The sequence below is a fragment of the Oerskovia sp. NPDC057915 genome (assembly GCF_042887685.1).
In the GTDB taxonomy this organism is placed as follows: Bacteria; Actinomycetota; Actinomycetes; order Actinomycetales; family Cellulomonadaceae; genus Oerskovia.
In genome coordinates this window covers 1-25882 of the sequence record NZ_JBHVOS010000013.1, presented here as the reverse complement: position 1 = coordinate 25882, position 25882 = coordinate 1, and the positions used below count along the sequence as shown (strand labels likewise).

Sequence of the window (25882 nt, the reverse complement as noted above, 5' to 3'; positions counted from 1 at the left end):
TCAGGCAGTGGCCGACTGCATCTGCCGGAGCTCCTTCTTGAGCCCGGAGATCTCGTCGCGCAGCCGGGCTGCGAGCTCGAACTGGAGCTCGGCCGCCGCTGCGTGCATCTGGTCGCTGAGCTCCTGGATGAGGTCCGCGAGCTCGCCCGCGGCGACCCCGGCGAGCCTGTTGGCCGTCGTCGCGCCCTCCTTGGGGCCGCCCGGGACCGGAGCGCGTCCCTTGCCGGGCTGACGGTAGCCACCGGCCAGGAGCTCCTGGGTGTCGATGTCCTCCCGGGCGAGCATGTCCGTCACGTCGGCGATCTTCTTGCGCAGCGGGGTGGGGTCGACGCCGTGCTCCAGGTTGTACGCGACCTGCTTCTCGCGACGTCGCGTGGTCTCCTCGATCGCCTGCGCCATGGCCGGCGTGATCTTGTCGGCATACATGTGGACCTGGCCGGACACGTTGCGGGCTGCGCGCCCGATCGTCTGGATGAGGGACGTCCCGGACCGCAGGAAACCCTCCTTGTCGGCGTCGAGGATCGCGACGAGCGAGACCTCCGGCAGGTCGAGCCCCTCACGGAGCAGGTTGATGCCCACCAGGACGTCGTACTCGCCCATGCGCAGCTCTCGCAGCAGCTCGACGCGGCGCAGGGTGTCCACCTCGGAGTGCAGGTACCGGACGCGGACGTCGCGCTCCAGGAAGTAGTCCGTGAGGTCCTCGGACATCTTCTTGGTGAGGGTCGTGACCAGCACACGTTCGTTGCGCTCGACCCGCTCACGGATCTCGTGGAGCAGGTCGTCGATCTGCCCCGTGGTCGGCTTGACGACGATCTCCGGGTCGACCAGGCCGGTGGGCCGGATGATCTGCTCGACCACGCCGTCCGACATCGAGAGCTCGTACTTCCCCGGCGTCGCCGAGAGGTAGACCGTCTGCCCGATCCGCTCGACGAACTCCTCCCAGCGCAGGGGCCGGTTGTCCATGGCGCTCGGCAGGCGGAAGCCGTGGTCGACCAGGTTGCGCTTGCGCGACATGTCCCCCTCGAACATCGCCCCGATCTGCGGGACCGTGACGTGGGACTCGTCGATCACGAGGAGGAAGTCCTCGGGGAAGTAGTCCAGCAACGTGTGCGGGGCCGTGCCCGCCTCTCGGCCGTCGATGTGCCGCGAGTAGTTCTCGATGCCCGAGCACGAGCCGATCTGACGCATCATCTCGATGTCGTACGTGGTCCGCATGCGCAGCCGCTGCGCCTCGAGGAGCTTGTTCTGCCGCTCGAGCTCGGCGAGCCGCTGCTCCAGCTCGGACTCGATCGAGGTGATGGCACGTTCCATGCGCTCCGGGCCGGCGACGTAGTGGGTCGCCGGGAACAGGTTGACGCTCGTCTGCGAACGGACCACGTCACCCGTGAGCGGGTGGAGCAGGTGGATCGCCTCGATCTCGTCGCCGAAGAACTCGATCCGGATCGCGAGCTCCTCGTAGACGGGGATGATCTCGACGGTGTCGCCTCGCACCCGGAAGGTTCCCCGCGTGAAGGCCAGGTCGTTGCGCGTGTACTGCATGGTGACGAACTGGCGCAGCATCGCGTCACGCTCGACCTGGTCGCCGACGTCGAGGCGCACCATGCGGTCCACGTACTCCTGCGGTGTGCCCAGGCCGTAGATGCACGACACCGAGGCCACGACCACGACGTCGCGTCGCGTCAGGAGCGAGGACGTCGCGGAGTGCCGCAGGCGCTCCACCTCGTCGTTGATCGAGGAGTCCTTCTCGATGTAGGTGTCGGTCTGGGCGATGTACGCCTCGGGCTGGTAGTAGTCGTAGTAGGAGACGAAGTACTCGACCGCGTTGTTGGGGAGCAGCTCCCGGAACTCGGTGGCCAGCTGGGCCGCGAGGGTCTTGTTGGGGGCCATGACCAGGGTGGGACGCTGCAGCTCCTCGATGAGCCAGGCCGTCGTCGCCGACTTCCCGGTACCCGTCGCACCGAGCAGCACCACGTCCTTCTCGCCCGCACGCAGCCTCTGCGAGAGATCGGCGATGGCGGTGGGCTGGTCACCGGACGGCGTGTAGTCGGAGATGACCTCGAACGGGGCGACGGTGCGCTGAAGATCGGTGACGGGACGCATGGTTCCACGGTACGGCGAACCACCGACAAGCGGACTATCGACCGCCGCTAGCCCACGGTCGATGAAAGTGCGACCTGAACGCGGACTTTCACCCGGCAAGAGATTTGGCGTGTCGCGACGGGACCCAATAGCGTGCCGGTGATCCTCGCGCATCTCCTGATATCCCCTGACAAACCAGACGTCGGGCCATCCTGCGGCGTGGATTAGTACGTAGACCTTACTTTCGGCCTCGACCCCGGAGACATCGATGTTCCTCAGCCCGACGCGCAGGACACCCCAGCGCACCCTCCTCGGCACGCTCGCCGCCGGCGCCCTGACCGCCGGCATGCTCGGCCTCGGCGCGACCCCCGCCCTCGCCGCGACCCCGCTGCCCGCGACCGCGCTCGGGAACGAGTGCCCAGACTTCACCGGCGGCCTCACGAACACCCCGCTGTTCACCGACACTGGCGTGGCCGTCTTCGTCGGCGGCGACTACACCGCGCTGGGCGGGGCCAAGGAGTCCGAGGGCGTCCTCGTCTCCCAGGGGTCGGTGACCATCGACACGGGCGACCTGATGAACCTCGGTGTCGTCGGGGCCGGTTCCCAGTTCACTCCGCCGAGCGGCAGCGACATGGTCCTTGCCGCAGGTGCCGTGACCGTCAAGTCCGGACGGGTCGAGGTCGCCCACAAGCTCGAGAAGGGCGGCAACGTCGTCGCCGGAGGCGCCATCGAGGGGACCTTCGAGCTCAACGGCGGCAAGAAGACCCCGCACTCGTCCGTGCCCGCACCGCAGGCCAAGGCGCTCCAGACCGAGCTCGGCAAGGTCTCGGCCGACCTCGCGAGCAAGCCCGCGACGGGAAGGCTCGCCGACAAGGTGCTGACGGGCGACGGTTCGTCCCCGGTCCAGGTCTTCGACGTCTCCGCGGAGCAGGTGGCTGCCCTCGGCGGCGCGGTGACCTTCGAGAACGTCGGGGCGTCGGCACCGATCGTCGTGAACGTCTCGGGCGCGACGCCGGACCTCTCGCTGAGCTACATCGCTGCGGGCAGCGACCGGATCGACGCGGGGACGGCCCTCGGCAAGTGGGCCCCCCGCATCCTGTGGAACTTCCCCGACGCCACGAAGCTCACGATGACGAGCAGCAGCCAGACGGTCGGCTCGATCCTCGCGCCGCAGGCCGACGTCGCCCAGAAGACCCACACCAACGGCCGCCTGTACATCGGCGGGGACCTGACGTTCGGCGGCCAGGGGGCCTCCGGCGGCCTCGAGCACCACAACTTCCCGTGGATCGGTTCGGTGACGCTCGGGTGCGAGGCGCCTCCGGCGACGGTGACCCCGCCGGTCACCGAGACCCCCAAGCCCCTCACGCCCGGTGAGAAGAACCCCGGCACCGAGGTCCCCGTCACCCCGGTCGTGCCCCCGACCACCACGACACCCACGGTGCCGGTGGACAAGGCCACCCCGGTCGCCGACCCCAAGCCGTCCCCGAGCGCCACCGCTCCCGCGAAGGCCGTCCCGTCGGCCCGCGGCCAGGAGGAAGGCGGCCTCGCGGCCACCGGCGCACAGACGGCGCTCATCGTCGTGGTCGCCGCGGCTCTCCTCGCGGGCGGCACCTGGCTCGTCCTGCTGGCACGCCGCAAGCGCGCCACGAGCTGACACCCCGCTGACGAACGGCCGAGGCCCCCAGGGATTCTCCCTGGGGGCCTCGGCCGTCTCCTCTCCGGCATGGTCCGTTGCCGCGCGGCCCGGCGCGCGACCGGCGCCCCGTCCGCGCCCGGCCGGGGCCAGGCACGCCCTCCCGTCAGTGCTCGGCGCCCGCCGAGACCCTCCGGGCCGCGTCGAGGGCGAGCCGACCGTCGAGGTCGGCCAGCGCCGTCTCCACGACGACCCGCAGCGCCCGGACGACGGCCGCGAGCGGCAGGGACCCGCCGTCGGGCCGTGGAGACCCCGGCTCGTCCACCGCCGGCACGTGCACGAACCCCGCGCGCACGTCGTCCTGGCCGTCGGCCCAGCGCGCGAGGTCGTAGAACGTCGCGTTGCACACGTACGTCCCCGCGGTGCTCGAGACCGCGACGGGCACCCCGGCCTCGCGCACCGCGACGAGCGACGGCTTGAGCGGCAGGGTCGTGAAGTAGGCGGCCGGACCGCCCTCGACGACGGGGACGTCCACGGGTGCCGATCCCGCGTTGTCGGGGATGCGCGCGTCGACCACGTTGATCGCGACCCGTTCGAGACGGACCGCGCTCGTCCCGCCCGCGAGGCCCACGGCCACGACGACCCGGGGCCGGTGCTCCTCGATCGCGGCGTGCAGGGCGGGCCACGCCCCGGCGAACGTGCACGGCAGCTCGACCGCGACGAGCGGCTCGGCCCCGTCCCATGCGTCGCGCAACGCGCTCACGGCCTGCCAGGACGCGTTGGTCGCGGCGCCGTCGAAGGGCTCGAAGCCCGAGAGCAGGACGGTCATGCGAGCTCCTCCGCGGTCTCGCGCACGACGCGTTCCCACAGGGCGTCGACCTCGGCACGCAGGGCCTCGGGCGTGCCGCTGCCGTCGAGCGTGACGTCGGCGACCGCGAGCCGCTCGGTGTCGGTGGCCTGCGCGGCGATCCGGGCCCTGGCCTCGTCCTCGCTCATGCCACGCGAGGCCACCAGGCGCTCGAGGCGCACGTCCTCGGGGGCGACGACCACGGCGACGAGGTGGAAGGACTCGGCCTGCCCGGTCTCGACGAGCAACGGGATGTCGTGCACGACGACGGCGCGCGGGTCGCGCGCGGCGACGAGGGCCTCGCGCTCTGCCGACAGGCGACGGACCTCCGGGTGGACGATCCCGTTGAGCCGGCGCCGCGCCTCGTCGTCGCCGAACACGATGGTCCCGAGCCGCGCGCGGTCGAGCGACCCGTCAGGCGCGAGGACCCCGTCGCCGAAGGCGTCGACGACCTCCTCGAGCCCCACGGTGCCGGGCGCAACGGCCTCGCGGGCGAGCACGTCGGCGTCGATGACGCAGGCCCCGAGCTCGGCGAACCGATCGAGGGCCACGGACTTTCCTGCTGCGATCCCGCCGGTCAGGCCTACGCGAAACATGGGTCCATCCTGCCAGTCATGCACCGTGCGCACGCCTCGAGGAGGCACCTGCCTCCCCGGCCACGACCCGCAGCAGGCGCAGGAGCTCGTGCCGGTCGTCGGCGTCGAGGCGCGAGAGCAGTGTGCCCGCGCTCGTCTCGCGCTCTGCGGCGACCGCTGCGAGGGTCTCGCGCCCCTGGTCGGTCAGCTCGACGAGGGTCGCACGCCGGTCGGTCGGGTCCGGCAGCCTGCGCACGAGCCCGGCGGACTCGGCGTCGTCGACCTTGGACGTCACGGACCGGGGGGCGACGTCGAGGATGCCCGCCAGTGCGCCGGGCCGCTGCGGGCCGTCGCAGCGGTCGAGCACCCGCAGCATGCGGTACTGCCCGGGCGTGGTCCGGGCGCGCTCGAGCCGCTCCCCCGCCTCCCTCCGGACGGCGCGCATCGCAGCGTGCAGCAGGGTGAGGAACTCGGCGTTCTCGGCGTCGAAGTCTGTCGTCACAGGCACGAGACTAGCCGCCCGACAGCCTCTTGTGAACCAACTCATGGTGAGGTAGGCTCACTAACGGCGTCGAGGCCCCTCCTCCGCCGATCTCCCCCTCCGACCCCAGGAGGCTCCATGTCCTTCCCCTCGTCCTTCGGTGGCGGCTCCGGCATGCGCACCTTCCGCCAGGACTCGTCCGTGGCCAAGCAGCGGCTCCACCGCGGCACGGTCCGGCGCATCCTTGCCTTCGCGCGCCCCTACAAGGCGCAGCTCGCGGTGTTCCTCGTGCTCATCGCCCTCAACGCCGCAGCCGGCGCCGTCACCCCGCTCCTGTTCAAGTCGCTCATCGACAACGGCATCACGGCCGGCCGCGTCGACGTCGTCGTCGAGATCTCGCTCGTGGTCGCCGGCATCGCGCTCGTGTCCGGACTGCTCAGCATCGGCGAGCGCTGGTTCTCCGCCCGTGTGGGCGAGGGACTCATCTTCGACCTGCGCACCGCGGTCTTCGACCACGTCCAGCGCATGCCGCTCGCCTTCTTCAGCCGCACGCGCACGGGAGCTCTCGTCCAGCGCCTCAACGGCGACGTCCTGGGCGCCCAGCAGGCGTTCACCTCGACGCTGTCCAACGTCTTCTCGAACCTGCTCACGGTCGTGTTCGTGCTCGCCGCGATGCTCTCGATGTCGTGGGAGCTGACCCTCATCGCGCTCGCGCTGCTCCCCGTGTTCGTGCTGCCCGCACGCTGGGTCGGCCGCAGGCTCGCCGGGATCACGCGCGAGAGCTACGCCCTCAACGCCGACGCCGCGCAGATGATGAACGAGCGCTTCAACGTCGCGGGCGCGCACCTGGTCAAGATCTTCGGCCGGCCCGAGCAGGAGTCGGCGACGTACGCCGAGCAGGCAGGCCGCGTGCGCGACATCGGCGTGACCTCGGCCATGTACGCGACCGTGTTCCGCGTCGCCCTCACGACGGTCGCCTCGGTCGCCGTCGCGATCGTCTACGGGCTGGGTGGCGTCATGGCCATCCGCGGCACGCTCACGGTCGGCGTCGTCGTCGCCCTCACGGCCTACCTGGCTCGCCTGTACGGGCCCCTCACCGCGCTGTCCAACGTCCAGGTGGACGTCATGACCGCGCTCGTGAGCTTCGAGCGCGTCCTCGAGGTCCTCGACCTCGAGCCGTCGGTCACCGACGCGCCGGACGCACGCGACCTGTCCGACGACGTCGCTCGCCACGGCGCGACCCTCGCCCTCCAGGACGTCACCTTCCGCTATCCCGGCGCGGCCGACGTCTCGCTCGCCTCGCTCGAGGCCGTCGCGACCGTGAGCTCGGACCCGACGAGCGACACCCTCACGGAGGTCTCGTTCGAGGTCCCCGCGGGTGCGATGGTCGCGGTCGTCGGCCCCTCCGGTGCCGGCAAGACCACGATCTCCCAGCTCGTCACGCGGATGTACGACCCCACGGGTGGTGCCGTGCGCATCGCCGGGCGCGACCTGCGCGAGGTCACCCAGCGCTCCCTGCAGGACACCGTGGGCGTCGTCTCGCAGGAGGCTCACCTCTTTCACGACACGATCGCCGGCAACCTGCGCTACGCGAAGCCGGAGGCCACGGACGCCGAGCTGTGGACCGCGCTGCGCCAGGCGCACGTCGCCGACCTCGTCGAGTCCCTGCCCGCCGGGCTCGAGACCGTGGTCGGCGACCGGGGCTACCGGCTCTCGGGGGGCGAGCGCCAGCGGCTCGCGATCGCGCGCCTGTTCCTCAAGGCACCGGCCCTCGTCGTCCTCGACGAGGCCACCGCCCACCTCGACTCCGAGTCGGAGGCCGCCGTCCAGCTCGCGCTCGACGCCGCCCTCGACGGCCGGACGTCCCTCGTCATCGCGCACCGACTGTCCACGATCCGCCAGGCCGACACGATCGTCGTGCTCGACCAGGGGCGGGTCGTGGCGACCGGCACCCACGCAGACCTCCTGCTGCGCGGAGGGCTCTACGCGGAGCTCTACCGGACACAGTTCGCGACGGGCGACGCGAACGGCCCGTCGACGGAGCCGCTCGGACCTCAGGACGACGAGGAGAGCGTCGCGGTCTGACGCGAGGCCGAGTTCAGGCGAACCGGCCGAGCCACAACCCCGCGAGAGCGAGGGCCGCGATCGTCTCCCCGTCGCGGATGGTGCCGGCCGAGATCATCGCCAGCACCTCGGTGAACGGCACGGCCTCGACGCGAGAGATCCCCTCCTCGGCCTGGCTGGACGACGGTCCCGGCACCAAGCCCGCGGTGCGCTGGGCGTCGCCGCCACCGGTCCCGCGCCTCGTCAGCTCGCCCGTCAGCCCTCGAGCCACGAACACGTGCTCGGGGGCCTTCGCGACCCCGATGAGGGCGTCCATGCCACCGACCCGCACCCACTCACGGGCGCGGAGCCCCGTCTCCTCGAGAAGCTCCCGCTGGGCCGCGACGACCGGCTCCTCGCCGTCGCTCGCCCCGGCCGGGACCTCGATCGAGAGCGCGTCGGTGGTGTATCGGTGCTGCGTCACGAGCACGACCTCGTCGGCGTCCGTGAGCGCCACGACGAAGACCGCAGGCCATCGCAGCTCGACGACCCCGTAGATGCCCGGCGCGCCGTCGGGCCGGATCACGCGGTCCTCCCGGACCTTGATCCAGGGGTTGTCGTAGGCGGTGCGGGTGCTCTCGGTGGTCCACGGCATCGTCACAGCCTAGGCGCAGCCCCGCAGCTCCTCGACGTCCCGCGACGGCAGGAGCCTGTCCCGGGTACGACGAAGGCCCGCCACCCGAAGGTGGCGGGCCTCGTCATGACATCACCCTGGCCGTGCGGCCAGGAGGAGATCAGTTACCGGTGAGCTTCTCGCGCAGAGCGGCGAGCGCCTCGTCGGAAGCCAGCGTGCCGGCAGCCTCCTCCTGGACCGGGGTCGAGGAGTAGGTGGCAGCGGAGCTGGCGGACTCGCCCGAGGTCGCAGCCTCGTCGTCGGCCTTGAGAGCCTCGGCGACCTGCTTGCGGTGAGCCTCCCAGCGCTCGTGAGCCTTCGCGTACTGCGACTCCCACGTCTCGCGCTGCGACTCGAAGCCCTCGAGCCACTCGTTGGTCTCGGGGTCGAAGCCCTCGGGGTACTTGTAGTTCCCCTGCTCGTCGTACTCGGCAGCCATGCCGTACAGCGCGGGGTCGAAGTCGTCCGACTCCGGGTCCACGCCCTCGTTGGCCTGCTTGAGCGACAGCGAGATGCGGCGACGCTCGAGGTCGATGTCGATGACCTTGACGAAGACCTCGTCACCGACGTTGACGACCTGCTCGGGCAGCTCGACGTGGCGGACAGCCAGCTCGGAGATGTGCACGAGGCCCTCGATGCCGTCCTCGACGCGCACGAACGCACCGAACGGGACGAGCTTCGTGACCTTGCCGGGCACGACCTGACCGATGGCGTGCGTACGGGCGAAGGTCTGCCACGGGTCCTCCTGCGTCGCCTTCAGCGACAGGGAGACGCGCTCGCGGTCGAAGTCGACGTCCAGGACCTCGACCGTGACCTCCTGGCCCACCTCGACGACCTCGGAGGGGTGGTCGATGTGCTTCCAGGAGAGCTCGGAGACGTGCACCAGACCGTCGACGCCGCCGAGGTCCACGAACGCACCGAAGTTGACGATCGAGGAGACGACACCGGGGCGCACCTGGCCCTTCTGCAGGGTCTGCAGGAAGGTCGAGCGAACCTCGGACTGCGTCTGCTCGAGCCACGCACGACGCGACAGGACGACGTTGTTGCGGTTCTTGTCGAGCTCGATGATCTTCGCCTCGATCTCCTTGCCGACGTACGGCTGGAGGTCGCGGACGCGGCGCATCTCCACCAGCGACGCGGGCAGGAAGCCGCGCAGGCCGATGTCGAGGATGAGGCCGCCCTTGACGACCTCGATGACGGTGCCGGTGACGACGCCGTCCTCTTCCTTGATCTTCTCGATCGTGCCCCAGGCACGCTCGTACTGAGCGCGCTTCTTGGAGAGGATCAGGCGACCTTCCTTGTCCTCCTTCTGGAGGACGAGGGCCTCGACTGCGTCACCGACCTTGACGACGTCCCCGGGGTCCACGTCGTGCTTGATGGACAGCTCGCGGGAGGGGATGACGCCCTCGGTCTTGTAGCCGATGTCGAGGAGAACCTCGTCACGGTCGACCTTGACGATCGTGCCTTCGACGATGTCACCGTCATTGAAGTACTTGATGGTGGCGTCGATGGCGGCAAGGAAGTCCTCTTCGGTGCCGATGTCGTTGATGGCAACCTGAGGTGCGGACTTCGCGGGGGTGGAGATGGTCATTGAGTTCGATGCTCCGATGCGGACAGGAAGTAGTTCGGATAGGGATGCTGCTGTGGTGGTCACCACCGGTGACCTCCGCTCCGAGCACGGAACGGCCCCGCCACGACGAACACGACGGACGCGTCACGTCTCAGGCAGGAGGTAGGGCGGTAGGCGCACTGCACCGTCAGACATCCTATCGATGGAAAGGCGACGCGGTCAAAGGGAGCCGGACCGGTGCACGCGCTCTCACCCGCCCGCCGTCCCGATGCTCCGATCCGGGACGCACGACGGCCGCCCGCGGGGTCCACGGGCGGCCGTCTCGCGTGCACCGCCGAGGCGGGAGCGCAGGTCAGGACAGGGCGTGCGCGACCCGCAGCAGCTCGGCGGGGACGTGCTTGACCTTGCCGGCGATCTCGTCGAGCGGGACGAGCACGACGCTCTCCCCTCGCAGCGCGGTCATGACCTTCGACTCGCCCCGCGAGATCGCGTCGACCGCGGCCACGCCGAACCGGCTGCCGAGGATACGGTCCGTCGGGGTCGGCTCCCCGCCGCGCTGGACGTGGCCGAGCACGGTCAGCCGCGTGTCGAACCCGGTGCGGCGGGCGATCTCGGCCGAGACGCGCTCGCCGATCGAGCCGGCGATGATCTCGCCGTACTTGCCGAGCTCCTGCGTGAAGTTCATGCTGCTGCCCTCGCGCGGCACGGCCCCCTCCGCGACGACCACGATCGAGAAGTTGGCGTGCGCCCGGTGACGGTGGCGCAGGAACTTCTCGATGGCGTCCATGTCGAACGGGTCCTCGGGGGCGAGCACGACCTCGGCACCACCGGCGATGCCGGCGTTCACGGCGATCCAGCCCGCATGACGCCCCATGACCTCGACGACCATGACGCGGTTGTGGCTCTCCGCGGTCGTGTGGACGCGGTCGATCGCCTCGGTCGCGATGTTGACCGCCGTGTGGAAGCCGATCGACAGGTCGGTGCCCTCCACGTCGTTGTCGATCGTCTTGGGGATCGCGACGATGTTGACGCCCGCGTCCGCGACCTTGCTCGCGGCGTGCAGCGTGCCGTCACCGCCGATGCAGATCATCGCGTCGAGACGCTCGGCCTCGACCGTCGCGAGCACGGCGTCGATCCCGCCGTCGGAAGAGTGCGGGTGGAAGCGCGCGGTCCCCAGGAGCGTCCCTCCCACGGGCAGCACGTTGCGGATGTCCTGGCGCCCGAGCGGGATGATGTCGCCGTCGACGACACCCTTCCAGCCGTTGCGGAACCCGATGATGGTGTGTCCGTACTCGCCCATCCCCTGCTTGACGACGGCCCTGATGGCCGCGTTCAAACCGGGGCAGTCCCCGCCACCTGTGAGCAGACCGATGCGCAACTCGAACCTCGTCTCGTGATGAGTGATCGTCGGAAGGCGGACCAGCGCCATCGCTCGACCGACCAGCCCCCACCCTATCGATCACCTGGGGCGATGCCGCGGAACGACCCTCCTCGCGAGACGATGGATGCATGACGGATGAGACGATCGGGTCGGTCGGATACCGCGACGTGCCTGCCGAGCAGGGCGGAGCCGCAGGCCGCACATGGTGGGACGCCAACGCCGAGGAGTACCTCGACGAGCACGGCGACTTCCTCGGGGCGGTCGACTTCTGCTGGTGCCCCGAGGGGCTGCGCGAGTCCGAGGCGCACCTCCTCGGCGACCTGGACGGCCGCCGCGTGCTCGAGATCGGGGCAGGCGCGGCACAGTGCTCGCGCTGGCTGGCGTCACGAGGCGTCGAGGTGGTCGCGACCGACGTGTCGGGCGGCATGCTCGCCACAGGGGCGCGGCTCGACGCCGCGACGGGAGTCGCCGTGCCGCTCGTCCAGGCGGACGCACGCAGACTCCCGTTCGCGGACGCGAGCTTCGACGTCGTGTTCACGTCGTTCGGCGCGATCCCCTTCGTGCCCGACGCCGCCGCGATCCACCGGGAGGCCGCTCGCGTCCTGCGCCCCGGCGGCGCGTGGGTGTTCTCCGTGACCCACCCCTCACGCTGGGCCTTTCCCGACGACCCGAGCGAGCACGGGCTGACGGCGAACCGCTCGTACTTCGACCGACGCCCCTACGTGGAGACCGACACGGCCGGACGCGTGACCTACGCCGAGTACCACCGGACGTTCGGTGACCACGTGCGCGAGGTCGTGGCCGCCGGGCTCGTGGTCGAGGACGTGGTCGAGCCCGAGTGGCCCGCCGACAACCAGGAGGTCTGGGGAGGCTGGGGGCCGGTCCGCGGGGCGTACCTGCCGGGCACGGCGATCTTCCGGACGCGCCGGGCGACATGAGGCCGTCGGCGCCGACTCGGCGCCGACGGTGCAGGCGGCAGGCGGCAAGCGGCGCGGGGCGCCGCGCCGCCTGGCGTCGGGGCGTCAACATGGGTTGACTAGGCTGACGCGTCAACCTATGTTGACAGAGTGGCTTGTGCCACCCGACCGGAGGACATCCGATGAAGGAGCCCGACATGACGACGCTCGTCCGCGCGGCCGACGACGACGACCCGCTGCGCGCCCTCGCGGCGCTGCGCGACCTGCGGCACGAGGCCGACCGGCGCGAGGCGCTGGTGGTCCGGCGTGCACGGTCGCGGGGCATCTCCTGGGCCGCCATCGCGACGATCCTCGGGGTCAGCCGCCAAGCCGTCCACAAGAAGTACGGCGGTTCGCGCTTCGCTCGGTCGTGAGCGACGGCCGGGTGCCGGTGCGTCCTGCCCTCCCAGCGTCCGGCAGGGGCTCAGTGGCCCGCGTCGTGCCAGGTGCGCCCTGCCCCCACCGAGACGTCCAGCGGCACCGAGAGGTCGGCCGCGGCGCCCATCTCGCGGCGCAGGAGCTCCTCGACGGCGTCACGCTCCCCCGCCGCGACCTCGACCACGAGCTCGTCGTGGACCTGCAGGAGCAGGCGCGAGCGCAGGTCCTGCGCGTCGAGCGCGCGCTGGACGCCCAGCATCGCGACCTTGATGATGTCGGCCGCGCTGCCCTGGATGGGGGCGTTGAGCGCCATGCGCTCGGCCATGTCGCGGCGCTGGCGGTTGTCGCTCGTGAGGTCGGGCAGGTAGCGGCGACGCCCCAGGATGGTCGCGGTGTAGCCCGTGACCCGGGCCTCGTCGACGACACCCGTGAGGTAGTCGCGCACGCCGCCGAAGCGCTCGAAGTAGTCCTCCATGAGGCCTGCGGCCTCCCCGACGGAGATGTTCAGCTGCTGCGAGAGGCCGAACGACGACAGCCCGTAGGCCAGGCCGTAGGACATGGCCTTGATCTTGGAGCGCATGGCCGGGGTGACCTGGTCGGTCGGGACGTCGAACACGCGCGAGCCCACGTAGCTGTGCAGGTCCTCGCCCGAGCGGAACGCCTCGATGAGGCCCTCGTCTCCCGACAGGTGCGCCATGATGCGCATCTCGATCTGGCTGTAGTCCGCGGTCAGCAGCGTCTCGTAGCCCTCCCCGACGACGAACGCGCGACGGATCCGGCGGCCCGCCTCGGTGCGGATGGGGATGTTCTGCAGGTTCGGGTCGGTCGAGCTCAGCCGCCCCGTCGCCGCGATGGTCTGCTGGAACGTCGTGTGGATGCGCCCGTCGGAGGCGACGGACTTGAGCAGGCCCTCGACCGTCTGGCGCAGGCGCGTGGCGTCGCGGTGCGCGAGCAGGTGCTCGAGGAACGGGTGTCCCGTCTTGGCGAACAGGTCCGCGAGGGCCGAGGCGTCCGTCGTGTAGCCGGTCTTGATCTTCTTGGTCTTGGGCATGCCCAGCTGGTCGAACAGGACCTCCTGGAGCTGCTTGGGCGAGCCCAGGTTCACCTCGCGACCGATCACGTCGTAGGCCTCGGAGGCGGCGGTGGCCACGAGCTCGCCGAAGTGCTTCTCGAGCTCGGTGAGGTACTCGACGTCCGCGGCGATGCCGCGCGACTCCATGCGGGCGAGCACGTCGACGAGCGGCAGCTCGAGGTCCTTGAGCAGGTGGTCCGCGCCGCGGTCGCGCAGCTCGCCCACGAGGACCTCCGAGAGGTCGAGGACGCCGGTGGCCCGCACGGCGTCCCGCTTGTCCTCGCCCGAGCCGTCGAGCGACAGGTCGAGCGCACCCTGGGGCTCGTCGACCTCCTCGACGCGCAGCTCGCGCTTGAGGTGCCGGATCGCGAGGTCACCCAGGTCGTAGCCGCGCTGGTCGGGGTGGCACAGGTAGGCCGCGAGCTCGGTGTCGAACACGACGCCCCGTAGGTCGAACCCTCGCGACGCGAGCTCGTGCCACGTGGCCTTCGCCCCGTGCACCACCTTGGGTGCGTCGGCGTCCGCGAGCCACGCCGACAGAGCCTGCTCGTCGACGACCGCGACGTCGGCGAGGTCCACCGCCACCGCTGCGGCGCCGTCGTCCGCCACCGCGAGCGACCACGCGTCGCCGCCCACCGGGGCGGCCTTGCCCGCGACCACGAGGCCGACCGGGCGCTCCTTGCGGGCCGTGAGCCACGCGCCGAGCTCGCCCTGCCCGAGCGTGGCGAGCGACACGTCGAAACCCTCCTCGACGTCCTCCTCGCCCTCGGGGGCGAGCGCGAAGAGACGCTCGCGCAGGGCCGTGAACTCCAGCGCGTCGAACACGCGGTGCATGGCCTCGCGGTCCCAGGGCTGGGCCAGCAGGTCGTCGGGGCCGAGCGGGAGCTCCATGTCCGTCAGCAGGGCGTTGAGCCGGCGGTTGAGGCGCACCTGGTCGAGGTTCGCCCGCAGGTTCTCCCCCGCCTTGCCCGTGATCTTGTCGGCCGAGGCGAGCACGCCGTCCAGGCCGTCGTACGCGTTGATCCACTTGGCGGCCGTCTTGGGGCCCACGCCCGGGATCCCGGGGAGGTTGTCGCTCGTCTCCCCCACCAGGGCCGCGAGGTCCGGGTAGCGCTCGGGCGGGACGCCGTACTTCTCCAGGACCGCGTCCGGGGTCATGCGAGCGAGCGTCGAGACACCGACCTTGGGGTAGAGCACCGTCACGTCCTCGCTGACGAGCTGGAACGAGTCCCGGTCCCCCGAGCAGACCAGGACCTCCATGCCCACGGCCGCGGCCTGCGTCGCGAGCGTCGCGAAGATGTCGTCCGCCTCGAAGTTCTCCTTCTGCAGCACCGGGATGTTGAGCGTCGCGAGGATGTCCTTGATGAGCGGGACCTGGCCCTTGAAGGGCTCGGGGCTCGCGTCGCGCGTGCCCTTGTACGTCGGCAGGACCTCGGTGCGGAACGACGCGCGGCCCGCGTCGAACGCGACCGCGACGTGCGTCGGCTTCTCGTCGCGCAGCAGGTTCGTCAGCATCGACGTGAACCCGTAGACGGCGTTCGTCGACTGCCCGGTCGTCGTCGAGAACTTCTCGACCGGCAGGGCGAAATAGGCCCGGTAGGCCATCGAGTGTCCGTCGATCAGCAGGAGGCGAGGTCGCGCAGTGGTGGTCACGAGTGCAAACCTATCCGCTATGACTGACACGTACGGAGCCGAGAGCCCGACCACCTCCCCCGACGACGCGGCGCTCGACGCGCTGCGCGCGAGCACCGTGGGCACCCTCATCGAGCGCATGGGCATCACGCTCGACGACGTCGCCCCGGACCGCGTGGCCGGCTCCATGCCGGTCGCCGGGAACACCCAGCCCGCAGGTCTGCTGCACGGCGGCGCATCGGTCGTCCTCGCCGAGACCTTGGGCTCGATCGCGGCCCAGGTCCACGCGGGCGCGGGTCGTGCGGCGGTAGGTATCGAGATCAACGCCACACACCACCGCGGGGTGCGTTCTGGCTCGGTGCACGGCGTCGCGACCGCGCTCCATCTCGGCCGCACCACCGCGAGCTACGAGATCGTCGTCGTCGACGACGAGGCCCGCCGCGTGTGCACCGCACGCCTGACGTGCATGGTCCTCGACGCACGCTGACGCGCGCCAGGGTCGCGCGCGGGCACCCGGGAGGGCTGCCCTGCCACGACGCCCCGACGACGAAGGGCCCGGCTCGAGAGATCGAGCCGGGCCCTTCGCGTGAGGCGGGGTCAGCGGACCGCGGGCTCGCTCACGAGCGGCGCGTCGAGACCTGCGGCGGCCTCGCGACGGTAGTCGTCCTGGAAGGCCCGGAGGTCGACGGGACCTGTCTGACCGTCGGTCCGCGCCTTGCGGCGACGCGCGATGAGGTCCTCGAGGCTGCGGGCGCCCCGGCGCAGGGTGCCCGAGTCGGCGGCGAGCCGGCGCTGGAGCACCGACGTCGAGACGACGCGGTGCCCGGCGGCCGGCGCGAACCCGAGCCGCGCGAGGAAGCGCTGCACGCCCCGTGAGCCCGGGATCGGCACCGAGAAGACGTCGATCGCGCCGTGCTCGGCCGCGAGGTCGGCGGTCGCGGTGAGCAGCGCGTGCCCCACCCCGCGGCGCCGCGCGTCCTGCGACACGTAGAGCGCCTCGATGTACAGGCTCGGCTCGTCGTTGAAGAGGTGCGGGTCGAGCACACGGGCGAGGAGGAAGCCGACCGGGACGTCGTCGTGGAAGGCCACGAGAGCCGTGCCGCCGGGGACCGACAGCAGGACACGGAGCTGGCGGACCAGCTTGGACTCGTCGGAGAGGCAGACCTGAGGGCCGGCCGCGGACTCGCGGCGCGCCTCGGCACAGAGTGCAGCGACACCAGGGAGGTCGTCGCCGACCGCAGGCCTGACCACTACTGCTGCACGCACGTGGAACCTCCTCGTAGGATCCTCCGACCTCGGAGCACCCCGGCGGCAGCAGGGCTGTCTGCCGCCGACGAGCGCCCCCGGTCATCGATCGACTGATGCTTCGTGGGTGTCCGAATCATCGAACCCGTCGTCCTGGACACCTGTCCATGACGATAGCCTTCTTGAGCGTCCCGAACAAAGAGGCTGTTCACGACCCGGTTCACGCCACGTCCTGCCGGGTCAGGCGCCGCCGACCTGCTCGATGACGGCGTCCGCGACCTCTCGCATGGTCAGTCGACGGTCCATGGACGTCTTCTGGATCCAGCGGAACGACTCGGGCTCCGAGAGCCCCATCTTGGTCATGAGGAGACCCTTGGCGCGGTCGACGCGCTTGCGGGTCTCGAAGCGCTCGGCCAGGTCCGCGACCTCGGCCTCGAGCGCGCTGATCTGCGAGTAGCGGGAGATCGCGATCTCCACGGCGGGCAGCAGGTCCGCGGGGCTGAACGGCTTGACGACGTATGCCATGGCGCCGGCGTCGCGGGCACGCTCGACCAGCTCGGTCTGCGAGAACGCCGTCAGGAGCACCACGGGGGCGACGTGCGCCTTGCCGATGCGCTCGGCCGCCGAGATGCCGTCGAGCTCGGGCATCTTGACGTCCATCACGACGACGTCGGGCTTGAGCTCGAGCGCCAGCTTGACCGCGGTCTCACCGTCACCCGCCTCGCCGACGACGTCGAAGCCCGCCTCGCGGAGCGTCTCGACGACGTCCATGCGGATCAGGGCCTCGTCCTCCGCGACGACGGCACGGCGGGCAGGGCGACCGCCCGACGGCGCAGCGGGGGCCTCGGGCTCGGCGCTCGGTTCGGGCTGGATCAGGGGGGGCAGGTCGAGCGGTGCCGTGGCATCGGGCTGCGCGTTGTCGTCACTCACGTCCCTCATCGTAGTGGGAGAACACCTCGATCGCCCTGCACCCGGGGTGTGATTCTCGTTTCGTCCTGGTTCTGTGGTTCGATGGTCCACGCACCGCAGCGGACTCCTCGTGATCCCCTGACGGCCCGTGCCCCGGTAGCCCAACCGGCAGAGGCGTTCGGCTCAAACCCGATCCAGTGTGGGTTCGAATCCCACCCGGGGCACCCCCAGATGCAGGTCAGCGCGCTGGCGCCTGACCTGCATCGTCGTTCCTGGGCGACGACGGGCGCCGCCGACGGCTGCTCGAGGCCCCCACCGCGCGAGCAGACGCCTCGCGTCCGTCGAGGACGCCCGGAGGGGCACCGCCCGATCGACGCACGCAGCCGTCCCGCGACACCACGACCTCCGGTGGATCGAGATACCGACTTTCGGTCGAGGCGCGCACGCACGCGGTGCGAGAACGTGGAGGGTGCCGACACGAAGGGGTGCCGACGCCGACACGAGCACGCACCCCGAGGAGTCGTCGCACCATGACCGTCACCCCTACCCGCCCGGAACGCGCCGACTCCTCGATGCGCCAGGGTGGCCGCGCGCCGGCACGTCCGGTCGGCCGGTTCCGGCACGACCTGGCCACCGGACGCTGGTGGTGGTCGTCCGAGACCTTTGCCCTGCACGGCTACGACCCGGACGAGATCACACCGACGACGGACACCTTCCTGGCGCTCCGCCACCCCGACGACCGCGCCGACGTCGAGGAGGTGCTCCTCCGCGCGGGCGAGGACGCGCAGCCCTTCTCGAGCGTCCACCGCATCGAGACGGCCAAGGGCCGCGAACGGACCCTGTGCCTCGTGGGGCAGGGGCGGCGCGACCGCGCCACGCACGAGGTCGTCGAGGTCATGGGGTACCTCACCGACCTCACGAGCACCGTCGCCCAGCGGGCCGAGGTCCTCGCGGGCGAGCAGATCCGCGCTGCCGCCGAGCATCGCGCCACGATCGAGCAGGCGAAGGGCATCCTGGCCCTCACGTGCGACGTGAGCGCCGCCCGCGCCTTCAGCGTGCTGCGCGCCGCGTCGAACGACCACAACGTGCCGTTGCGCAGACTGTCGGGATGGGTCGTCGAGCTGGCCGAGCAGCTCCCTGCCCCCGAGGACCACCGGCGGTCGGTGCACGAGCTCCTGGACCGGCCCCACGAGCCGCAGCCCGCGACCCACACCCTCGACCGGACGGCCTGACCGGCGCCTTGCCGCACCTCGCTGCCGACCGAGCACGCACCGCCGTCGTCGGGACACGACGATGCCCTCGAGAGGGCCTCCCCCACCCTGACAGGGGGGGGAAGGCGCTCACGAGGGCATCCGTGCCCCGGGACGGGGCGAAGAAGACCGGGCAGCCGACGGGACGCGCTGGAACACGCCCCGCCGGCCACCCGGCCGCAGGAACCTCGGTCCGTCGCGCACGTGACGGGGGTCCACCCGCACGACGGACCGAGGCGGTCTCAGGAGTCGGCGCCGACGGCCACCCGCTCCGGGGTGGCGGTGGGAGCCTCGGCCTTGCGGTGACGCAGCACGCGACGCGTCACCATGAACCCGCCGGCCAGCACCAGGAGACCGATCAGCACCGTCGCACCGATCTGGATGTAGACCCAGGTCGGCGGCGTGTAGGTGACCGTGGCCCCGGGCGCGAGCCCGTTCATCGCGTTGGAGTTGGTGACCGTGAACAGGATGTTGTGGGTCGCCTCACGGATGTCGCTGACCGCCTTGGCCGACGTGGTGTCCCCGAGGGACTTCGACGGCTGGAAGGTCAGGGTGAGGTCCGTGCCTGCGCTGATGCTCTGGTTCGGGTTCATGTACGGGTACAGGTTGAAGTCCGAGATCGCGAAGCCCTCGAAGCCCCACTCGGTGCGCAGGACGTTCGTCATGAGCGCCTCGGAGCCGCCGGCCCACGTGGAGCCGATGCGGTTGAACGAGCTCATGATGCTGCCCGCGCCGATCGTCGTCTCCGAGATCGTGCCCTCGTCGTCGGACACGTACTGCACGTCCATGGTGATGCCCTTGACGGCCATCTCGAACGGCTTGAGGTAGATCTCGCGGATCGTCTGCTCGGTCGCCCATGTGGCGATGCCGTTGTTGACGCGGTTCGTCTCCTGCTCGTTGAGCGCGAAGTGCTTGAGCGCGGTGTAGACGCCCTTCGTCGCGGCACCGTTGGCCACCGAGGTCGCCATCGCACCCGAGAGGAACGGGTCCTCCGAGTAGTACTCGAAGTTGCGCCCACCGAACGGCGAACGGTGCAGGTTCATCGCCGGCGCGTACCAGCCGTTGATGCCCTTGAACATCGCCTCGTTGCCGAGCATCTCGCCCATGGCCGCACCGAGCTCGACGTCCCACGTCTGCGCGATGAGGAACTCGGACGGGTAGGCCACCCCGTTGATCGAGGAGTTGATGAACGAGGAGAACCCGGCGGGGCCGTCGGGCTCGACGGTCTGCGGCTTGGCGATCGAGCCGATCGCAGCCGTCTGGTAGGCACCGTTGAGCAGCATCGACGTCATGTCACCGACGGAGACCGCGTCGAGCAGCTCGTCCCACTTCGGGTCGTCCTTGGGCAGGCCGCGCATGTCGACCAGGGTCAGGTCGGTCTGCGCACCGGTCGTGGGCTTCTCGCCCTCGAACGCCGCAGCGGCCGCCTCGAGGTCCCAGGGCTCGAAGCCCTTCTGGACGGCCTCGTCGGCGACGAGCATGTCGGCGGTCGGCGCCGTCGGGAACGTCCCGGCGAAGTCCGCGCGGGACATCGACAGGATCTTGCCGTCGGTCGGCTCGGCGCTGAACTGCGCCGAGACGTCGTCGAACTGGTTGGTGACCTCGGCGAGGTCCGTCACCCGGTGGTTGTCACCCGAGAAGACGACGTCGGAGTCGACCGTGTAGACGATGGGCTCGGTGCCCGGCGCGACGGTGTGGGAGTCGGTCCGCAGCGAGACGCTGTAGTCGCCCGCCTCGAGGACGTACGCCTTGTTGCCCAGGTGGTCGTAGGAGGCCATGTCCTCGACGGCGAGGTCGATCGTGACCGTCTCGCTCGCCCCGGGCTCCAGGAGCCCCGTCTTGGTGAAGCCACCGAGCACGACCTCGGACTTCTCGATGCCGCCCTGGGTGTAGGGAGCGGTGTAGTAGAGCTCGACGACGTCCTTGCCCGCCGTGGTGCCCGTGTTCGTGACCTCGACCGTCACGGAGATCTTCCCGTCGACCTCGCCGGCCTCGGTGCTGACGACCTTCCAGGCGAAGTCGGAGTAGCTCAGGCCGTAGCCGAACGGGTAGACGACGGCCTCGTCGTAGTCGATGAAGCCCTCGGCCGCCGCGGTCTCGTAGTAGCGGTAGCCGAAGTAGATGCCCTCGGCGTAGTTCACGAACGGGGCGTCCGACGTGAGCGTGGCGTTGGAGGTGGCCTTCTCGATCGCGGGGACCGGGAAGGAGGCCTCGATGTTGTCGTAGACGAACCCGCCGAAGTTGGCGAAGGTCGGGTCCGCGGTGAAGTCGGCCGCCCAGAGGTCCGAGGTACGGCCGGACGGGTTCACGTCGCCCGCCAGGATGCGACCCAGGGCGCTGAGGCCCGTGGCGCCCGGCGAACCGGCCAGCAGGATCGAGTCGATCTCAGGGTCGTCCTGCAGGGCGCCCATCTCGATCGTGGTCGAGGAGTTGACGACGACGACCACGTTCTCGAAGCTCGACTTCGCGAGCTCGATCATGTCCTTCTCGTCCTGGTTCAGCTCAAGCTGGTGCTGACCGGGTGCCGCGTTCTCGTCCCAGCCGGTCATGTCCTGCGTGAGGTCACCACCCTCACCACCGGGGCGACCGACGAAGACGACGGCGGCGTCGGAGTAGTCGGCGAACGACGCGGACTGCGCCTCGTACTCGCCCACCGGCAGCTCGCCGATGTAGTAGGTGGAGATGTCGGGGCGGTCCATCTCGATGTAGCCCCGGGGGTTCTCCGCAGCGAACGCCTCGATCGTGGTGAAGACCTGGTCGTTCACCTCGAAGCCGGCGTTCTCCAGCCCGGCACGGGCGGTGACGGCCGAGTTCGTGTCGACCGAGCCGGAGCCCGAGCCACCGAACACCGGGTCCGCGGCAGCGCGACCCAGCATCGTCACGCGCGAGCTCGACGCCAGGGGAAGCGTGCCCGCCTCGTTCTTGGCCAGGACGATGCCGCCTGCCGCGATCTCCTCGACGAGGGACTTGGCCGCCTCGTCGACCTCCTCGATGCTGCCGAAGTCGGACGTGTAGTACTCGGTGTCCCACCCGGCGGACTCGGCCGCGTTCGTGAACTCGTACGTACCCGAACCGAACTGGGACGCGACCCAGCCGCCGGCGACGTTGAGCGCCACGTTCGCGACGACCGTCACCACCGTCACCGTGGCGAGCGCGGGGGCCCAGATCCACAGGTACTTCTTGTTCGACATCGGCTTCTTCTGCCGGTCGGCGTTGTTCGCCTTGGCGTTCACTGCATTCCTCCTCGAGTGCGGGCAGCGATCAGGTCATGGGGTGACCGACGGCTTGCGCCGCAGACGTGACGCACTGCCAGCGTCTCGTCGTGATGGGTCGACGGCCCGGTCCCGCGGACGTCGTCTGGCCAGGGACCGGGCGGTGCTCCGTAGAGCTACTCCGAGACCTCGGAGATCTTTCCGTCCTGGTCGATCTGCCACGTCTGGCCGGTGGCGGCCGAGTCGCCCTCGATCGTGAACTTGCCGTCCTTGATGTCGACCGTGCCCTGCACGCGCGACGCGGCGTCCGAGGCCGTGTAGGGCACCACGAGGAGGCCGTACTTGACGGTCGGGGCCTTGACGTCGCTCGCAAGCATAATCTGGGCCCAGGAGTCGTCCTCGGCCAGGGCGTCTGCCACGGCCGTCTTGGCGTTCTCGAGGTCTTCCTTGATGTCGACGTCGGCTGCCTGCTCCGCGGAGGTGTTCGCGCCCGAGTCGCTGTCGCCGCTGCCGCAGGCGGTGAGCCCGAAGAGCCCCGTCAGACCCAGGACGACGCCGAGGCCGGTGGTCAGCACCTTGTTCTGCTTCACTTCTGCTCCTTGGTGAGTTCTGGCTGCGAGAACGTCCCGCAGCCTTACGGGTGTACCGGGGCGTCCACGTGGACGCCCCGGTACCGGGTGGCCGCCGGCTCAGGCCGCCGGCCACCCGTGCGTCGCCGTCAGTCCGTGATCGGCCCCGCGTAGTTCAGGCCGAAGCCGTAGTCGTACGAGCTGCCCGCGGCGTCCGTGTAGGGCGTCATGTCCTTCGAGACGTCCTCGAGCTGAGCCTCGACCGTGTCCATGTCCTTGGGGAACTGGATCGGCAAGCGGCCCTGCGGCTCGTAGAGGCCGAGCGCGACCTCGATGAGCGCCTGGTCGCTGGTGCCGAAGCCCACGACGATGGCGTCGGACTTGCCCTCGAACTCGGTCGGGACGACCGGGTTGATCGCCTTGAGGACCGTGATCACGGGGATGTCCTTGCCGGTGGCCTCGACAGCGGCCGTGGCACGCTCGAACGCGTCGAGGTCGGACTCGTTCGCGATCTTCGAGGTGTTGCCGAAGTACGAGCGGTTCTGCTTGGTGCCGTCGGCCAGGATGTCGCCCGAGAGCGAGACCTTGCGGACGTTCTCGCCGTCGGCCGTGTACGGGCGGTACTGCAGCGACAGCGGGTACCAGGTGTCGTTCTCCAGGTCGTGACCGATGTTGGAGAAGTTGCCGCCGTTGTCCGGGGAGTCCATGCCCACCAGGACGACGTCGACGTCGGAGAGGTCGGGAGCGGTGTAGCTCGTCACGACGCCCTCGGCGTCGGTCACGGCCTCGTCGGTGACGACCTTGCCGAAGTACTTCTCGGCGGTCTCGATGTCGATGCTCGGCGCCTCGGTGTACTCACCGGGACCGAACGCGCTCGGGAAACCGGTGTTGAAGTTGCGCGGGATGTAGACCGTCTTGTCCTTCCAGTCCGCGGCGTCCGCGGCCGAGATGGTCTCACCGTCGTTCTTGAGCATGACCACCGAGTCGAGCTGGGCCGCGTAGCCCGCCTCGACCTTGTCGTCGCTCGCGAGGACTGCCTTCGACTGCTCGAGGTCGAGGAACGGGTTCTCGTACAGGCCCGGGTTGAAGAACATCGTCAGGATGCGTGCGCCGGACTCCTGGAAGCGGGTCTGCGCGTCCTCCTCGAGCTCACCAGCCTCGAACTTCTGCTGCCACAGGTCTGCGGCCTCGAGGATGTGGGTCGCGTCGTTGACGCCACCGAACATGTCGTGGCCGGTGCCCAGCACCTTGAGGTAGCGCTCGGCCGGGGTGAGGCTCTCGGCGCCCCAGGCCATGCCGAACATCTCGCCCTCGTCGTTGGCGCCGCTCATGACGCCCCAGTCGGTGACCACGACGCCCTCGTAGCCGGCGTCCTTGCGGAGCTGGTCCATGCGGTCCTGGTCGTACGCCGTCCCCATGCGGTCGGTGAACTTCGGGTTGCCGTTCGCGTCGAGGGCGATCGAGTAGGCGGTCATGACCGCCGCGGAGTCGAGCGACCCGAGGAACGCCTGCTGCTGTGCCGCGATGTTGTCACCGGGGTACACGCCGTACTTACCCGCGTCCGTGTGACCCTCGCGGCCACCCTCGCCCGGCCCATCGCCGGACCAGTGCTTGATCATGGCGTTGACGGACTCCGGACCCCACTGGTCCTTGCCCTCGCTGCCCTGGTAGCCGTCGACGTAGGCTGCGGCCAGCTCGGTGTTCTGGTCCGCGTCCTCGCCGAACGTGCCACCGACGCGCAGCCAGCGCGGCTCGGTCGCGAGGTCGATCTGCGGCGACAGGGCCGTCGTCAGGCCGAGCGCCCGGTACTCCGCCGAGGACATCTCGCCGAAGTTCTTGGTGTGCTCCGGGTTGAACGTCGCGGCGAGGCCGAGGTTGGACGGCCAGCGCGAGATGTCCGCGCCCTCGGCGTTGTAACCGCCGGAGCCCGCGGTCGAGCGCGGGTCGGAGGCGAAGTTCACCGGGACGTACGGGGTGCCCTCGGCCGCGAGGGTCTCCGTGTAGGCCTGCATCGCGTTGGCCCACTTGACCGTCGCCTCGGCGTCGCTCGCGCCGGCGTGCAGGACGTTGCGCAGGTTGGAGTCCTTCAGGTACTCCTTCTGCGCGTCGGTGAGCCCGTCCACCTGGGAACGCTCGTGCGAGCTGAACAGCATCAGGCCGGCGATCTGCTCGACGGACATCTCCTGGGCGAGGTCTGCTGCGCGGTCCTTGGCCGGGACGCGCCAGTCCTCCCACGTGTCCAGCGTGCCGTTGCCGTTCATGTCCTTGAAGGCGGACTTCTTGCCGTCGACGTCCTCCGTCAGGAGCTCGATCCCGCTGTCGGCACCGTACGAGAGGACCGGGCCGTCGCCAGGGTTCGTGACGACGACGAAGTCGGTCTTGCCGTCGGTGACCTCACGGGTGGTGAAGGCGTTCCCACCCTTGGACTCGTTCTCGTCGGAGGTGCCGCTGGTGCATCCCGCAACCGCGATCAGGGCGATCGCCGAGAGCGCAGCCGCTCCCTTGGCCCCTCTGGTCATCCTCTGGCCTCGTCGTGCCGTAGCCGTAGTCTTCATCGACATCCCATTTCGTCGCGCTTGCCGGTGTACACGTGTGTGTCTCCTTCGACTCTTCAAGTGCTGCCGCGCCCTAGATGCCCCCTCGTGGCAACATCGGTCGTGCGGACCTGGTCGACATCGGAGTCGTTCCCTGTCCTGACGACGCTGCGCTGCGCATGGCACACGCGGTGTCCCATCAGCGGAGCCCAGCGGACTCATCACATCGCGCTTCACGACGGCCGCCAGGCCGTTCTGCACAACCTGTCGATTTGAGTGCACAAACTGTCGCCCGGGTCGGGTCGGGGGGCTGGCGAGGAGCTCCGGACCCCGTGACGTGGGCATGTCGGCGTCACGCACCGAGCCACAGGTCCGTGCCTCTTCGGGCCGGGCAGGACCGGCAGGGTGGCGGGGCGGATCCCGGTACGAGACGGTCGTCAGCCGCCCACGAGAGCGACGTACGGGGGCGCCGCACGACGTCACCCCGCGCGGCGTCGACCCTCCCTACGCCGCCCCTCGCGACGTCGAGCCCCTGCGAACGGGCAACCACGCCGCCGCTCGCCGGTCGACAGGCGGCCACGGTCGTCAGGGGCCGGCCGCCGTCTCCACCCTGCTGTGCGTGTCGGTGCGTATCCGTGCGCGTCGGTGCGTATCCGTGCGCATCCGTACGTGTCGGTGCGTGTCGGGTACGCGCTGGGGCATGACGAAGGACCCGGCACCGTGGTGGTGCCGGGCCCTTCGAGGGGTACTAGTTGAAGCCGATGACGCGTTGGGCGGCTTTGTAGGCCAGGACGGAGAGGTGGCGTCCGGGTCTGCCGGGCAGGTTGGAGATCTGGTGCAGGG

General features: G+C 70.2%; 19 protein-coding genes and 1 tRNA gene. 7 read left to right on the top strand and 13 right to left on the bottom strand.

Features of this window, described 5'->3' with window-relative positions:
• Window positions 1-2100 (bottom strand): excinuclease ABC subunit UvrB, encoded by a 2100-nt coding sequence (gene uvrB, locus ACFVQ3_RS10290; protein ID WP_387638312.1) that lies wholly within the window; start codon window positions 2098-2100, stop codon window positions 1-3.
• Window positions 2101-2347: 247 nt separating this feature from the next.
• Here uvrB and ACFVQ3_RS10285 point away from each other — a divergent pair, with 247 nt between their 5' ends.
• Entirely contained in the window at window positions 2348-3733 is a 1386-nt protein-coding gene (locus ACFVQ3_RS10285; RefSeq protein WP_387638309.1) for a choice-of-anchor A family protein, read from the top strand.
• A 145-nt stretch (window positions 3734-3878) separates the two neighbouring features.
• Here the strand turns inward: ACFVQ3_RS10285 and ACFVQ3_RS10280 are convergent, their stop codons facing one another.
• The 3 genes from ACFVQ3_RS10280 to ACFVQ3_RS10270 are packed head-to-tail and all read right to left on the bottom strand — an operon-like array spanning window position 3879 to window position 5636.
• Window positions 3879-4541 carry a pyroglutamyl-peptidase I gene (locus ACFVQ3_RS10280; RefSeq protein ID WP_387638307.1) on the bottom strand — a complete coding sequence of 221 codons (663 nt, stop codon included), beginning with the start codon at window positions 4539-4541 and terminating at the stop codon, window positions 3879-3881.
• On the bottom strand, window positions 4538-5155 hold the full coding sequence (gene coaE / locus ACFVQ3_RS10275; protein ID WP_387638304.1) for a dephospho-CoA kinase: 618 nt from the start codon (window positions 5153-5155) through the stop codon (window positions 4538-4540). The genes ACFVQ3_RS10280 and coaE overlap by 4 nt, the downstream gene beginning before the upstream one ends.
• A gap of 16 nt (window positions 5156-5171) precedes the next feature.
• The gene (locus ACFVQ3_RS10270; RefSeq protein ID WP_387638302.1) at window positions 5172-5636 is read right to left on the bottom strand and encodes a MarR family winged helix-turn-helix transcriptional regulator; all 465 of its coding nucleotides are present in this window, start codon (window positions 5634-5636) and stop codon (window positions 5172-5174) included.
• A 117-nt stretch (window positions 5637-5753) separates the two neighbouring features.
• Between ACFVQ3_RS10270 and ACFVQ3_RS10265 the strand changes: the two genes are divergently transcribed.
• Complete coding sequence (locus ACFVQ3_RS10265; RefSeq protein WP_387638300.1) at window positions 5754-7700, top strand: ABC transporter ATP-binding protein; 1947 nt, start codon at window positions 5754-5756, stop codon at window positions 7698-7700.
• Window positions 7701-7713: 13 nt separating this feature from the next.
• Here the strand turns inward: ACFVQ3_RS10265 and ACFVQ3_RS10260 are convergent, their stop codons facing one another.
• From ACFVQ3_RS10260 to ACFVQ3_RS10250, 3 genes are all read right to left on the bottom strand, one after another.
• The gene (locus tag ACFVQ3_RS10260; RefSeq protein ID WP_387638297.1) at window positions 7714-8313 is read right to left on the bottom strand and encodes an NUDIX domain-containing protein; all 600 of its coding nucleotides are present in this window, start codon (window positions 8311-8313) and stop codon (window positions 7714-7716) included.
• 139 nt (window positions 8314-8452) lie between these two features.
• On the bottom strand, window positions 8453-9922 hold the full coding sequence (gene rpsA, locus ACFVQ3_RS10255; RefSeq protein WP_138824533.1) for a 30S ribosomal protein S1: 1470 nt from the start codon (window positions 9920-9922) through the stop codon (window positions 8453-8455).
• A 331-nt stretch (window positions 9923-10253) separates the two neighbouring features.
• Window positions 10254-11279 carry a 6-phosphofructokinase gene (locus ACFVQ3_RS10250; protein ID WP_387638294.1) on the bottom strand — a complete coding sequence of 342 codons (1026 nt, stop codon included), beginning with the start codon at window positions 11277-11279 and terminating at the stop codon, window positions 10254-10256.
• 131 nt (window positions 11280-11410) lie between these two features.
• Between ACFVQ3_RS10250 and ACFVQ3_RS10245 the strand changes: the two genes are divergently transcribed.
• Both ACFVQ3_RS10245 and ACFVQ3_RS10240 read left to right on the top strand, forming a co-directional pair.
• The gene (locus ACFVQ3_RS10245) at window positions 11411-12220 is read left to right on the top strand and encodes a class I SAM-dependent methyltransferase (protein ID WP_387638292.1); all 810 of its coding nucleotides are present in this window, start codon (window positions 11411-11413) and stop codon (window positions 12218-12220) included.
• A gap of 176 nt (window positions 12221-12396) precedes the next feature.
• On the top strand, window positions 12397-12612 hold the full coding sequence (locus ACFVQ3_RS10240) for a helix-turn-helix domain-containing protein (protein ID WP_387638289.1): 216 nt from the start codon (window positions 12397-12399) through the stop codon (window positions 12610-12612).
• A 50-nt stretch (window positions 12613-12662) separates the two neighbouring features.
• On the opposite strand, the gene polA is transcribed toward ACFVQ3_RS10240, so the two are convergent.
• Window positions 12663-15467, bottom strand: a complete 2805-nt coding sequence (polA, locus tag ACFVQ3_RS10235; protein ID WP_387638287.1) for a DNA polymerase I — start codon at window positions 15465-15467, stop codon at window positions 12663-12665.
• Here polA and ACFVQ3_RS10230 point away from each other — a divergent pair.
• Complete coding sequence (locus ACFVQ3_RS10230; RefSeq protein ID WP_387638285.1) at window positions 15361-15807, top strand: hotdog fold thioesterase; 447 nt, start codon at window positions 15361-15363, stop codon at window positions 15805-15807. The genes polA and ACFVQ3_RS10230 overlap by 107 nt on opposite strands.
• A gap of 110 nt (window positions 15808-15917) precedes the next feature.
• On the opposite strand, the gene ACFVQ3_RS10225 is transcribed toward ACFVQ3_RS10230, so the two are convergent.
• Together ACFVQ3_RS10225 and ACFVQ3_RS10220 are read right to left on the bottom strand one after the other, a co-directional pair.
• Complete coding sequence (locus ACFVQ3_RS10225; protein ID WP_138824537.1) at window positions 15918-16586, bottom strand: GNAT family N-acetyltransferase; 669 nt, start codon at window positions 16584-16586, stop codon at window positions 15918-15920.
• Between the two features lie 219 nt (window positions 16587-16805).
• Window positions 16806-17504, bottom strand: a complete 699-nt coding sequence (locus ACFVQ3_RS10220) for an ANTAR domain-containing response regulator (protein WP_205305749.1) — start codon at window positions 17502-17504, stop codon at window positions 16806-16808.
• A gap of 120 nt (window positions 17505-17624) precedes the next feature.
• Here ACFVQ3_RS10220 and ACFVQ3_RS10215 point away from each other — a divergent pair.
• Window positions 17625-17698: transfer RNA gene (locus ACFVQ3_RS10215), tRNA-Leu, on the top strand.
• Window positions 17699-18004: 306 nt separating this feature from the next.
• A complete protein-coding gene (locus ACFVQ3_RS10210) occupies window positions 18005-18706 on the top strand; it encodes a PAS and ANTAR domain-containing protein (protein WP_387638283.1) in 702 nt (233 codons plus the stop codon).
• A gap of 260 nt (window positions 18707-18966) precedes the next feature.
• On the opposite strand, the gene ACFVQ3_RS10205 is transcribed toward ACFVQ3_RS10210, so the two are convergent.
• From ACFVQ3_RS10205 to ACFVQ3_RS10195, 3 genes are all read right to left on the bottom strand, one after another.
• A complete protein-coding gene (locus tag ACFVQ3_RS10205; RefSeq protein WP_387638280.1) occupies window positions 18967-21957 on the bottom strand; it encodes a glycoside hydrolase family 3 C-terminal domain-containing protein in 2991 nt (996 codons plus the stop codon).
• 155 nt (window positions 21958-22112) lie between these two features.
• Window positions 22113-22526: a hypothetical protein gene (locus ACFVQ3_RS10200; RefSeq protein ID WP_387482149.1), complete on the bottom strand. Its 414-nt coding sequence runs from the start codon at window positions 22524-22526 to the stop codon at window positions 22113-22115.
• A gap of 128 nt (window positions 22527-22654) precedes the next feature.
• Window positions 22655-25024, bottom strand: a complete 2370-nt coding sequence (locus tag ACFVQ3_RS10195; protein WP_387638278.1) for a glycoside hydrolase family 3 N-terminal domain-containing protein — start codon at window positions 25022-25024, stop codon at window positions 22655-22657.
• Window positions 25025-25882: the final 858 nt, after the last annotated feature.